Here is a 12,701-nt window from a genome sequence, read left to right as displayed (position 1 = left end):
TATCGGTTCCGTTCGCGGACTTGTCTTGGACACCCCGTCTGACCGGCCCATACGGTCGAGAACGTGACCAGTGCCCCCGTCTTCGACGCGAAGATCCCCGAGTCGGCCTCGCCGAAGGTCGAGTTCATCAGCCTGTCGCACCTCAACCCGTCGACGGAGCTGAACCCGATCCCGACGCGCGGCATCGACCTGAAGTACTTCCGCACGTACGTCCGCTCGCTGGAAGAGGGCGGGTACGACTACACGTTGCTGCCCTACGGTGCCGCGAGCGCCGACTCGTTCGTGGTGGCGTCGGCGGTCGGCCAGCTCACCGAGCGGATCAGGCCGATCGTGGCGCTGCGGCCCAACACCACGTTCCCGCTGGTGGGCGCGCAGAAGCTCGCCACCCTGGACCAGCTGACCGAGGGCCGCGCGGTCGTCCACCTGATCTCCGGCGGCAGCGACGCCGAACAGGCCCGCCAGGGCGACTACCTGCCCAAGGAACGCCGGTACGCGCGCACCTCGGAGTACATCGACCTGCTGCGGCGGGCGTGGACCGAGCCCGCGCCGTTCAGCCACGACGGCGAGTTCTACAAGTTCGACGACTTCGGTCCCGGCTTCGCGCCGTACGGGTCGCCGATCCCGATCTCCATCGGCGGCCAGTCCGACGAGGCCTTCCAGGTCGGCGGCGAGAAGGCCGACATCTTCAGCTTCTGGGGCGAGCCGCTCGACGACCTGCGCGGCGAGATCGACCGGGTGCACGCGATCGCCCGCGCCGCCGGACGCACCACGCTGCCGCGCATCTGGGTGACGTTCCGGCCGATCATCGCCAAGACCGACGAACTGGCGTGGAAGAAGGCCCACGAGTACGTCGGCAGGATCGCCGACACGTTCGGCAAGGCCGCCCACGGCAAGCAGCGCTTCCTCACGGCGGGAACGCCGCAGAACGTCGGGTCGCAGCGCGCGTTGTCGTTCGCCGAGAAGAGCGAGCTCTACGACCGTGCACTGTGGACTCGGACAGCCGCCGTGACGAACGCGGCCGGTGCGTCGACCGCGCTGGTCGGCTCGCCGGAGACCGTCGCCGCGGCGATTCTGGACTACGTCGACCGGGGCGCGGACCTGGTGAGCATCCGGGGCTACGACACGCTCGCCGACGCCGTCGACTACGGCAAGCACGTGCTTCCCCTGGTGCGTCAGGAACTCGCGCACCGCGAGGCCACCGGAACCCGCGGCACGCTGCAGGCCGAGCACCTCGGCGGGTACGGCGAGGACTACCGCCGGCACGCGGCGGGCCAGGCATGACGAGCACCGCCTACGACCTGCCCGCGGTGACGACGGACCTCGCCGCCGTCACCGCCGAACTGGCCGAGACCGTGGCGGAGTACGACCAGAGCGGCGCGATCCCGGTGCGGGGCCTGGAGGTCGCGCACCGGGCCGGACTGCTCACCGCCACGGTCGGCACGCGGTTCGGCGGACCGGGAGCCGGTCCCCGCGAGACCGCGCGCATCCTCACCGCGCTCGGCGAGGGCGACCCGTCGGTGGCGCTGATCGTGGCGAACACGCTGATGGCGCACGCCGCCCAGGCCGCGCACGCCCACTGGCCGCAGGCGTTCTACGACGACGTCCTGCGGCGGTCGGTCGCGGGACCGGCGCCGATCAACGCGATCAGGGCCGAACCCGAGCTCGGCGCCCCGGCCCGCGGCGGCCTGCCGAAGACCACGATCAGCCGGTCCGGCGAGGGCTGGGTGTTGAACGGTCACAAGGCCTACGCCACGGGTGCCTCCGCGCTGGCCTACCACCAGGTCTGGGTCGTCACCGACGATCCCGAACCCCGAGTCGGGCACGTGCTCGTGCCCGGTGACCTGCCCGGCATCACGTGGGTCGACACCTGGGACCACCTGGGCCTGCGCGCCTCCAACACCCACGACGTGATCTACGACGGTGTCGCGCTGCCGCTGGACGCGTTCGTCGAGATCCCGCGCGGTGCCGACGGCGTCTACCGCGACCCGGCGGCCGTCGCCGGGCCCGGCAGCTTCGGCCACCCCGCCCTCTACATCGGCGTGGCACGGGCGGCGCGGTCCGCGTTCACCGACTTCACCCGGTCCCGCGTCCCGGCCGCACTCGGCAGGCCGATCGCCGCCACCGAACGGATCCAGGCCGTTGCGGGGGAGATCGACCTGCAGATCGCGCAGGCGGAAACGCTGCTGCACGGTGCTTTGCTGCGGATCGAGTCGGGTGACGAGACGGTGCATCCGCAGCTGTCGGTGATCAAGGTCGCCATCGCCCGGTCGGTGGTCGCGGCCGTGCAGACGGCGGTGGCGGCGCTGGGCAACCCCGCGTTGTCGCGGCGCAACTCCCTTGAACGGCACCTGCGCGACGTCCTGTGCGTGCGGGTCCACCCGCCGCAGGAGGACGCCGCCCTGATCGCGGCCGGTCAGCGCGTGCTCGGCGGGTCGTAGGCGCGCACCGGCGGCACCGGGCCGTCGTGCCCCGTGACGGCGACCAGCACGTGCGCGCCGCTGGTTGCCTGGGTGAGCGGTGAGGTGGCGACGTCCCGGGTGAGCACGTTGACGTTGCCGTTGACGCAGTCGGCGATCTCCGGGGCGCTGGGGTCGAACCACGCCCCGGTGTGCATCTGCGCCACCCCGGGCAGCAGGGCGTCGGTCACGAGCACGCCCGCCAGCAGGGATCCCTGGGGGCTGCGGACGAGCGCGACGTCCCCTGTGGACAGTCCACGTGCTGCGGCGTCGGCCGGGTGCAGCCGGATCGGTTCCCGCCCGGCGACCTTGCTCGCCTGGCTCGCCTCGGCCATGTCGAGCTGACTGTGCAGCCGGTGCGACGGCTGGTTGCACAGCAGGTGCAGGTCGAACTCGGCGGCCGCCGGCGATCCCCACCACTGCGTGGGCTCGCGCCACCGCGCCTGCCCGGCCACCACCGAGTCGAGCTCGATCCGGCCGCTCGGGGTGCCCAGCGGGAAGTCCTCCGGTGCGGCGCGGAACGCGGTGAACACCGGGTCGTCGTAGGGCTCCTGCGGGAGGTCGACGCCACCGTCGCGCCAGAACTCGGCGAACGGCGGTGCGGGCGGCGAGCCGGGCGCGGCCCGCCACTCCTCGTAGATCCGCTCGAGCCACTGCCGCGAGTCGAGGCCCTCGGCGAAGTCCGCGCCCAGCCGTTGCGCCAGCGACGTGTAGATCGCGAACTCCTCGCGTGCTTCGGCGAAGGGAGCCACGATCTTCGGCATGACCCGCAGCCTGCTGTCCCCGGCGCCCGCGGCGACGTCCTCGCGTTCCAGCGTGGTGGCGACCGGCAGCACGACGTCGGCGTGCCGGGCCGTGGGCGTCCAGTGGGTCTCGTGCACGACGAGGGTGTCCAGACGGGACAGTGCGGTGCGCAGCCGCCGCAGGTCCTGGTGGTGGTGGAACGGGTTGCCGCCCGCCCAGTAGGCCACCTTGACCTCGGGGAACCGCAGCCGACCGCCGTCGTAGGGGATCTCCTGCCCCGGCCGCAGCAGCAGGTCGCTGATCCGGGCGCACGGGATGAAGTCCGGCACAGGGTTCGTGAGCTGCGGGAACGTCGGCAGGCGCGGCCCGGCGACCCCGACGCCGTAGTCGCCCATCGACCCGAACCCGTGCGCGAAACCACCGCCCGGCAGGCCGATCTGCCCGAGGAACGCCGCCAGCGTCAGCGCCGCGAACACCGGTTGCTCGCCGTTCTCCCCGCGCTGCAACGCGTAGACGACGTTGATCAGGGTCCGTCCGGCGGCCATCCGGTGGGCGAGCGCGCGCAGGGACGCCGCGGGTGTCCTGCTGATCGTCTCGGCCCACTCGGGCGTCTTGGGCACGCCGTCGAGCTCGCCGAGGACGTAGCGGCTCACCCGGTCGGCACCCACCGTGCAGCGGGCCAGGAACTCGTCGTCCGCGAGCCCGTCGACCACCAGCACGTGAATCAGCGCGAGCAGGACCGCGGTGTCCGTCGCGGGCATCACCGGCAGCCACTGCGCGCCGTCGAACGCGTCGTCGCGTTGCGCGGACAGCGAGACGACCTCGGTGGTGCGGCCGACGGCTCTGAGGTGCGCGGAACCGGTGTGCCGAGCGTGGCCGCCCGGCACGACCCAGGTGTTGGACCGCCGCACGCCGCCGAAGGTGACCAGCAGATCGGTGTGCGCGGTGACGTCGGCCCACGACGCGGGCCGGTACCGCAGGTCCAGGGCTGCCTGCGCGCCGACGAGGTGGGGGAGCAGGACCATGCTCGCGCCCCGGCTGTAGTCGTTGATCGACCGCGTGTAGCCGCCGATCGCGTTGAGGAACCGGTGCAGCTGGCTCTGCGCGTGGTGGAGCCGCCCGGCGCTGCCCCAGCCGTACGAGCCGCCGAAGATCGCCTGGTTGCCGAACCGCGACCGCACCCGGCCGAGCTCGCCGGCGACCAGGTCGAGCGCGTGGTCCCAGCCGACCTCGACGAACTCGCCGTCGCGCGGGCCGGGACTGGGCCCGTGCTCCAGCCAGCCCCGCCGCACGCTCGGCCGCGCCACCCGCGAGCCGTGCCGGTTCCCGCTCACCACGTTGCCGATGGCCGGGGCCGCGTCGGCGTCGGGTGGTGTCACGGCGACGACCTCGCCGCCGGCCACCTCGACGCGATACGTTCCCCAGTGCGCGCTGGTCTCCACACCGACGACGGTAATCGCACTCTCGCGGTGTCAGAGATAAGACTCCGTGATGGGAAACGATCCCCTTTTCGTCTTGGACCCGTTGACGTGCGCGCTTTTACCGTTTCCGCATGAAACCCACCCGCGCGTTCCGGACCATCGTCGGCCTCGTCTCCGTGCTGGCCCTCACCGCGTGCGGGGCCGGTGCCACGGCGGGAGGTGGTGCGGCGAAACAGGGTGGCGGCATCACGTTCCTGATCGACTCGCTCGGCGACACCTGGATTCCCAACAACAGCGCCATTTCCAGCTTCCAGGGCCACATCTGGGGCCACGTCACCGACAAGCTCGTCTACGTCGACGAGAACGGCGCGGTCAGCCCGTGGATCGCGGAGAAGTGGGAGCAGAACCCCACCGCGACCGAATTCACGTTGCACCTCAAGACAGGCGTGACGTTCTCCGACAAGACCCCGCTCGACGCCGCCGCGGTCGTCGCCAACCTCGACATCTGGTCCAAGGGCGACCCGGTCCGCGGCATCAACCCGATCGGCCTGTTCCCCAAGACCTACGAGCGGTCCGAGGCCGTGGACCCGCAGACGGTGAAGGTGTTCTTCAAGGCGCCGACGCTCGGGTTCATCCCGACCCTGGGCTACCACGGGTCGATCCTGATCTCGCCCAAGACCATCGCGCTGCCCGCCGCGCAGCAGGCCGACCTGTCCAACGACATCGGCAGCGGCCCGTTCGTCGTGCAGTCCTGGAAGGAAGGCGACACCGTCGTGCTGAAGAAGCGCGACGACTACAACTGGGCGCCGCCGGCGCTCGGCAAGCAGGGACCGGCGACGCTCGACACGATCACCTACAAGCTCGTGGCGGAACCGTCGGTGCGTACCTCGGCCGTCCAGTCCGGGCAGGCCGACGTCGCCTACAACCCGTCGCCGCAGGAGCTGAAGTCCTTCAAGGACCAGGGTTTCACCACCGCCACCCCGCGCTACCTCGGGTTCGTCAACGGCTACGCGATCAACACCAAGGTCGCGCCGTTCGACGACATCCTGGTGCGGCAGGCGTTCCAGCACGGCATCGACCGCGCCGAGATCATCTCCACCGTCTACACCGAGGACTGGCTGCCCGCGAAGTCGTTGTTCCAGAGCAACGTCCCGGGCGCGACGGACCGCAGCGCCGACTTCGCGTTCGACGCGGCCAAGTCGAACAAGCTCCTCGACGAGGCGGGCTGGGCGAAGGGTGCCGACGGTGTGCGGGCCAAGGACGGCAAGCAACTCGCGCTGACGCTGTACTCCAACCCGTACCTGGCCGCGTCCAAGTCGATCGACGAACTGGTCGCGCAGCAACTCGGCAAGCTCGGCTTCAAGGTCGGCATCCAGTCGTTCGACGTCGTGACCTACGGCGAGCGCATCAAGCTCAACAGCCCCACCGTGCCGGCCTACGAGATCACCCGCAGCTTCATCGACGCGGGCACGGTCGCGGGCGTGCTGACCGACGCCAACAAGGGCGAGAACTGGTTCGGCCTCGGCCAGAGCGACCAGAAGCTCGTCGAACTGGCGACCGGGGTGGCGCGGGCCGAGAGCGTCGAGTCACGTGCCAAGGTCCTCGACGAACTGCAGGGATATGTGTTGCAGCAGGGCTACTACGTGCCGCTGACCCAGATCGTGCAGCGCATCTACCTGCAGTCGCCCAAGCTGACCGGCGTCACGTACAACGGCATCGCGTACGCCAACTACTACACCGCTTCGCTCACGTCATGACCCGCGGCTACGGCATCTACGCCCTCCGCCGCGTCGTCCAAGCCGCTGTCGTGATCTTGCTGGCGTACGTGTTCACGTTCGTCGTGATCAGCGTGCTGCCCGGCGACCCGGTGACCAACACGCTGCGCAACCCGCAGAACGGGTTCACCGAGGAGGAGATCACCCGGATCGTCTCCTACTACGGCCTCGACCGGCCGGTGTACGTGCAGCTGTGGGAGTCGTTGTCCCGCTTCGTGACCGGCGACCTCGGCATCTCGCTGCGGTCGGGGCTGCCGGTGTCGCGGCTGGTCGGCGAGGTGCTGCCGTCGACGATCGTGCTGGCCCTGTCGGCGCTCGCCGTCGCGGTGCTGCTGGCGTTCGCGGTCGCGTTCGGCACCCGGTACCTGCCCGCTCGCTACGGCCAGGGCCTGCTGCGGGCGTTCCCGTCGCTGTTCCTGTCCGTGCCCAACTACGTGATCGGCCTGCTGCTGATCAACGTCTTCGCGTTCCAGTTCGGGCTGTTCCGGGTGATCGACGCCGAGGCCGCGCTGCCGACGTTCTTCGCGGCGATCGCGCTGGGCATCCCGGTGTCCGCGCGGGTCGCGGAGGTGCTGATCGCGAACCTCGACCACGAGGCAGGGCAGGAGTACGCGGCGGTCGCCCGGTCCCGCGGCCTCGGCCAGACCCGGCTGTTCTTCCGGCACCTGCTCAAACCGTCGTCGCTGCCGGTCGTCACGGTGATCGCGCTGACCGTCGGCGAACTGCTGGGCGGCGCGGTGATCACCGAACGGGTCTTCGGCCGCAACGGCATCGGCAGCCTGGTCGAGCGGTCGGTGACCACGCAGGACCTCCCGGTGTTGCAGGCGGTCGTGGCGCTCGCCGCGGTGGTGTTCGTCGTCGTGAACCTCGTGGCGGACCTCGTCTACCCGCTGCTCGACCCCCGCGTCCGCACGCGGGACAAGGAGGCGGTGACGTCATGACGGCCACCCTCACCAGGCCCAGGACCAGGGTCCCGTTGACCGCCGCGCTGTCGTTCGGCGTGGTCGGGATCGTGCTGCTGTGGTCGGTGGTGCCGGGTCTGTTCACCAGCCAGAACCCCGCCGCGGGCGTGCCGGCGGACAAGTTCCGGGCACCGGGCTTCGACCACTGGTTCGGCACCGACCACCTCGGCCGCGACCTGTTCGCCCGCGTCGTGTACGGCACCGCGTCGTCGGTGAGCAGCGCGGTGATCGCCGTCGGCATCGCAGTCGTCGTCGGTGGCCTGATCGGTCTCGTCGCCGGGTTCACCGGGGGCTGGACCGACACGGTGCTCGCCCGCCTGGTCGACGTGCTGCTCGCGATTCCGGAGTTCCTGCTGGCGGTGATCGTGGTGAGCGCGCTCGGGTTCGAGACGACCAACGCCGCGATCGCCACGGGTGTCTCCGCGGTCGGCGTCTTCGCCAGGGTCATGCGGTCGGAGGTGATCAAGACGCGGCGCGCGGTGTTCGTCGAGGCCGCCTACCTCCAGGGCGGCGCGCAGTGGCACGTGCTCGTGCGCCACGTGCTCCCGAACGCCTCGCGGTCGTTGCTCTCGCTCGCGGTGCTGCAGTTCGGCTACTCGATCCTGATCATCGCCAGTCTCGCGTTCCTCGGCTACGGCGACCCGCCTCCCGCCTCCGACTGGGGCCTGCTGATCTCGGTCGGCAAGGACTACCCGCTGTCCCCGTGGCTGGTCTACGCACCGGCCCTCGTCATGATCACGACCGTCCTCTCCGTGAACAGGATCAGCCGATGGCTACGCAGGACCGACTGATACTGCGCGTGGACGACCTCACCGTCGCATATGGACACAACGAGGTCGTGTCGCACGTGAACTTCGAGGTGCGGCGCGGGGAAAGCCTCGCGCTCATCGGGGAATCCGGGTCCGGCAAGTCGACGATCGCGCGGTCTGTTCTGCGGTTGCTGCCCCGCAACGGCCGGGCAAGCGGTGTCGTCGAGTTCGACGGCCGCGACGTGCTGTCGCTGCCGGAGCGGCAGTTCCGGTCGCTGCGCGGGCGCTCGATCGGGTTCGTGCCGCAGGACCCCGGCCACGCCTTGAACCCGGTGCGCACCATCGGTTCGCAGGCCCAGGAGGCGGCCGCGCTGCTCGGACCGGCGTCGAAGGCCGAGCGGACGGCGCTGGTGCTCGACACGTTCGCCCAGGTCGGGCTGGACGACCCGCGCCGGGTCCACGACTCGTACCCGCACCAGCTGTCCGGCGGCATGCTCCAGCGGGTGCTGATCGGGCTCACCGTGCTGCCACGTCCGGCGTTGATCGTGGCCGACGAACCGACGTCCGCGCTCGACGTCACCATCCAGAAGCGCATCCTCGACCTGCTGTCGTCGTTGCGGCAGGACCTGGACATCAGCCTGCTCCTGATCACCCACGACCTCGCCGTGGCGGCCGAACGGGCGGACTCGCTCGTGGTGCTCAAGGACGGCGTGGCCCAGGAGACCGGGGACACCGCGACGGTGTTCGCCGCGCCCTCGTCGGCGTATGCCCGCCGGCTGCGCGCGGACGTTCCGGCCCTGAACCCCGACCGCTACGAGCACCTGCGCACCATCCCGGACGCCGGTCTGCCCAAGATCCAGGTCAGCGGCGTCACGAAGTCGTTCACCGTCGAGGGCGCACGCCTGGTCGCGGTCGACGACGTGTCGTTCGCCGTCGGCGCGGGGGAGACCCACGCGCTGGTGGGCGAGTCCGGGTCGGGCAAGACCACCACGATCCGGTTGCTGCTCGGCCTCGAGACACCGGACCGCGGCAGCATCGCCGTGGCCGGCGAGGAGGTCACCGGTCGGTCGCACCAGGAACTGCGGTCGGTGCGCCGCCACCTGCAGCTGGTCTACCAGAACCCGTTCACCTCGCTCGATCCCACGTGGACGGTCGGCCGGCTGGTGGGCGAGTCGTTGCACCGCTACCGGATCGGGACCCGGGAGGAACGCGCCGACCGGGTGCGCGAGGCGCTCGACGCCGTCGGGCTGACCGCGGACCTGGCGTCGCGCCGGCCGTCGGCGTTGTCGGGCGGGCAACGGCAACGGGTCGCGATCGCCCGGTCGCTGGTGCTGCGCCCCGACGTGATCGTGCTGGACGAACCGACCTCCGCGCTGGACGTCACCGTGCAGGCGGGGATCGTCGAGGTGCTGCTGTCGTTGCAGGCCGAACTGGGGCTGACCTACGTGTTCGTCTCGCACGACCTGGCACTGGTCCGGCAGCTCGCGCACTCGGTCTCGGTGATGCACCGCGGCCGGATCGTGGAGAGCGGCCCCGTGAAGTCCGTCTTCGACTCCCCGCGCGAGGAGTACACGCGCGCGCTCGTCGATTCCGTTCCCGCTGGTGTGAAGGAACTCCGATGACATCGGCCCGGCTCGGGTTCAACACCCGTGTCTCGTTCGACGAGCAGCACGGTCCGGGCCGGGGGCTGCGCGACGGCATCGCGTTGTTCCGCGCGGCCGAGACGCTGGGCTACCAGTCGGGCTGGGTCTACCAGCGGCACTTCGACCACTACCTGTCGTCTCCGCTGCCGTTCCTCGCCGCCGTCGGCCAGCACACCCACCGCATCCGGCTCGGCACCGCCGTGCTGCCGATGCGCTATCAGGAACCGGTCCTGCTGGCCGAGGCCGCCGGGACCGTCGACCTGCTCGTGGACGGCCGCCTCGAACTCGCCGTGGCCACGGGCGCCAACGCGGCGTTCGACGCCGTCTTCGGCACGGTCGGCACCGATGCGCGCACAGAGGCCCAGCGCCGCCAGGAACGCTTCCTCGCGGCGGTCGGCGGCGAGACCCTGCACGTCGTGGACGGACCGGGGCAGGGCGCGCCACCCGGCACAGAGCTGAAGGTCACCCCGCACAGCCCTGGACTGCTCGCACGGGTCCGGCAGGGCGCGGCCAGCTTCGGGTCCGCGGTGCGGGCGGCGGAACTCGGCATCGGGCTGATCACCGGCACCGTGCTGCACGACCTCGCCGAGGGGGAGACGTTCGGCGAGTACCAGGCCCGCATCATCGAGGCCTACCGCTCGACGTGGCGGGACAAGCACGGCACGCGACCGCCGCGCGTCGCGGTCGCCGCGTCGATCCTGCCCGGGCCGACCGCCGAGTTGCGGGAGAAGTACGCGGCTTACGACCTGCAGCGGCGCACCGAGGGCATGGCCGCGTCCCGGCCGCGGGGCGCACTCACGCCGGTGATCACCGCGGACCTGCCGGCCGGACTGCGGATCAGCCCCGTCCTGCACGGTGACCCGGACGACGTCGCGCGGGCCGTGCTCGCCGATCCCGGGCTGGCGGCGGCGGACGAGGTCGTGCTGTTCCTGCCACCCGCGTTCGGGCTCACGGACAACGTCCGCCTGCTCACCGACCTGGCGGCGGTGGCACCCGCGTGGGGCTGGGAACCGTCGGGCTGAGGGTGGTGACCGCCGGGCGCCACCACCCCGGCGGTCACTCCCCGGTCTCGACCGGCCGGTCCGGATCCGCCGACCACGCCGACCACGAACCCGGGTACAGCGCGGCGTCGATGCCCACCACGGCGAGCGCGGCGATCTCATGGGCGGCCGTCACCCCGGAACCGCAGTACACCCCGACGTTCTCGCCCGGCAGATCCGCGAACCTCGCCCGCAACTGCTCGGTCGGCAGGAACGCGCCGTCGACCAGGTTGCCCGCGGTGGGCGCGGACCGGGCACCGGGGATGTGCCCGGCACGGGCGTCGACCGGCTCCACCTCGCCGCGGTACCGCTCCGCCGCGCGCGCGTCGAGCAGCACGCCCTTGTCCGCCAGCGCGGCGGCCTCGTCGGCGGTGAGCGTCGGCAGGTGACCACCGGACAGCACCACGTCACCCGGCTCCTGCGCTTCGTCCCCGGTGGACAGTTCGAAGTCGTTGTCACGCCAGGACTTCAGCGCGCCGTCCAGGATCCGCACGTCGGGCAGGCCCGCCCAGCGCAGCAACCACCACGCCCGTGCGGCGGACGTGCCGCCGTTGTCGTCGTACACGACCACCGGACGGTCCGCGGTGACGCCCCAGCGGCGTGCGGCGGCCTGGAGGTCCGCGACGTCGGGCAGGGGATGCCGCCCCGCGGTGCCGCCGGGTGGCGAGGCGAGCTCGGTGTCCAGGTCGACGTAGACCGCGCCGGGAACGTGCCCGGCCCGGTAGTGGTCGTGCCCCGCGGCGTCGCCCAGCGCCCAGCGGACGTCGAGCACCAGCGGCGGCCTGCTCCCGTCCAGCAGTTCGTGCAGTTCGGCCGGCGTGACGAGCACAGCGCGGCGGCGCAGGTCCGGCACCGTCGTGAGCAGGTCAGCGTCGTCGAGACCACTCGGGCCGACCCCGTCCGCGACCGCGCGCTGCACGCGTTGCGTGAGAGCGGCGTTGTACGGGGCGGACCGCCCGGACAGCCTGGCCTGCAACACGATCTCGCCGTTGAGGTAGTCGGTCTCGGGCGCGCCACCGCGGTGCAGGCTCTGCCACGTCGACCCGCCCTGCCGGTCGTGGCCCGGAATCGGGTGGACCACCACAGCCTCGGTGACCCCGTCCGGCGTGAGACCGCGGACGCCGAGCACCAGCTCGGCCTCCTGCCGGGTGATCCGCGCGGCCGCGTCGCGCAACGCGCTCGGCGGGTAGAGCGCGCCCAGCGCGTTGACGGTGTTGGAGATGAGCTTCGCGGCCTTCCACGGCCGGACGTCCTCGACCACCTCGACGTGGAACCGCGCCGCAGTCAGGTCCTCGGCGATCCCCGCCAGCCTCGGGTGGTCCCCGCTCGGGTAGGCGCCGATCCAGAACGCGCCCACGACCGGGTCCGCCGGGGACACGACCTCGCCGGGGGACAGGTGGCTCGCCGGCACCCAGACCACCGCGCCGAACACGGTGGCGAACCGCCGCAGCGCGACCCGTTCGTTCTCCAACCCGTTCTGCAGCACGACGATCGGCAGTTCGGACGCGGCCGTGCCCGTGTCAACCGAACGCCACGCCCAGGCCCGGACGACCTCCTCGGTGTTCTGCGACTTGGTGGCGAGCACCAGGATGTCGTCGCGGTGCAGTTCGACCTCGTCCGGGCCACCCGCCACCGGCAGCCGCACCACATCGGTCCCGTGCGGTGTGACGTAGCGCAAACCGCTGTCGCGCAACGCCTCGAGGTGCGCACCCTGGGCGACCAGGAGCACCCTGCGGCCGACGGCGTGCAGCTCGGCGGCGAGAGTGGCGCCGACCGCACCACCTCCGATGATCACGTACCTGCTCATGGAACTCCCATGTGGACAGACGGGGGCGTCGTGCGGGAAAGCCTTGTCCTGTCACGGTGATCAGGCAAGGCCGACCAGATGCTGAGACCCCCGCGCGCGGCTTC

At 71.5% G+C, this 12,701-nt stretch carries 9 protein-coding genes; 7 read left to right on the top strand and 2 right to left on the bottom strand.

Annotated elements, in window-relative coordinates; translation table 11 throughout:
• The first annotated feature begins 63 nt into the window (after positions 1-63).
• Positions 64-1,281, top strand: a complete 1,218-nt coding sequence (locus ACFWNN_RS02285; RefSeq protein WP_382438001.1) for an LLM class flavin-dependent oxidoreductase — start codon at positions 64-66, stop codon at positions 1,279-1,281.
• Positions 1,278-2,438 (top strand): acyl-CoA dehydrogenase family protein, encoded by a 1,161-nt coding sequence (locus tag ACFWNN_RS02280; RefSeq protein ID WP_382438000.1) that lies wholly within the window; start codon positions 1,278-1,280, stop codon positions 2,436-2,438. The genes ACFWNN_RS02285 and ACFWNN_RS02280 overlap by 4 nt, the downstream gene beginning before the upstream one ends.
• Here ACFWNN_RS02280 and ACFWNN_RS02275 read toward each other — a convergent pair.
• Entirely contained in the window at positions 2,414-4,642 is a 2,229-nt protein-coding gene (locus tag ACFWNN_RS02275) for a molybdopterin-dependent oxidoreductase (protein ID WP_382437999.1), read from the bottom strand. The two genes, ACFWNN_RS02280 and ACFWNN_RS02275, sit on opposite strands and share 25 nt — an antisense overlap.
• A gap of 110 nt (positions 4,643-4,752) precedes the next feature.
• Between ACFWNN_RS02275 and ACFWNN_RS02270 the strand changes: the two genes are divergently transcribed.
• From ACFWNN_RS02270 to ACFWNN_RS02250, 5 genes are read left to right on the top strand one after another with little or no spacing between them, the layout of a single operon-like run.
• Positions 4,753-6,378: an ABC transporter substrate-binding protein gene (locus tag ACFWNN_RS02270; RefSeq protein ID WP_382437998.1), complete on the top strand. Its 1,626-nt coding sequence runs from the start codon at positions 4,753-4,755 to the stop codon at positions 6,376-6,378.
• A complete protein-coding gene (locus tag ACFWNN_RS02265) occupies positions 6,375-7,337 on the top strand; it encodes an ABC transporter permease (RefSeq protein WP_382437997.1) in 963 nt (320 codons plus the stop codon). The genes ACFWNN_RS02270 and ACFWNN_RS02265 overlap by 4 nt, the downstream gene beginning before the upstream one ends.
• Entirely contained in the window at positions 7,334-8,149 is an 816-nt protein-coding gene (locus tag ACFWNN_RS02260; RefSeq protein WP_382437996.1) for an ABC transporter permease, read from the top strand. Before ACFWNN_RS02265 ends, ACFWNN_RS02260 begins: the two co-directional genes overlap by 4 nt.
• Positions 8,128-9,729: a dipeptide ABC transporter ATP-binding protein gene (locus ACFWNN_RS02255; RefSeq protein WP_382437995.1), complete on the top strand. Its 1,602-nt coding sequence runs from the start codon at positions 8,128-8,130 to the stop codon at positions 9,727-9,729. The genes ACFWNN_RS02260 and ACFWNN_RS02255 overlap by 22 nt, the downstream gene beginning before the upstream one ends.
• Positions 9,726-10,772, top strand: coding sequence for an LLM class flavin-dependent oxidoreductase (locus ACFWNN_RS02250; protein ID WP_382437994.1), 1,047 nt, complete (start codon positions 9,726-9,728; stop codon positions 10,770-10,772). Before ACFWNN_RS02255 ends, ACFWNN_RS02250 begins: the two co-directional genes overlap by 4 nt.
• A 34-nt stretch (positions 10,773-10,806) precedes the next feature.
• Here the strand turns inward: ACFWNN_RS02250 and ACFWNN_RS02245 are convergent, their stop codons facing one another.
• Entirely contained in the window at positions 10,807-12,597 is a 1,791-nt protein-coding gene (locus ACFWNN_RS02245; protein WP_382437993.1) for a rhodanese-like domain-containing protein, read from the bottom strand.
• Between the last annotated feature and the right edge of the window lie 104 nt (positions 12,598-12,701).

The organism is Lentzea sp. NPDC058450 (assembly GCF_042721395.1).
In the GTDB taxonomy this organism is placed as follows: Bacteria; Actinomycetota; Actinomycetes; order Mycobacteriales; family Pseudonocardiaceae; genus Lentzea.
The sequence above is the reverse complement of the archived record's forward strand: the minus strand, read 5'-3'. Positions and strand labels throughout refer to the sequence as shown.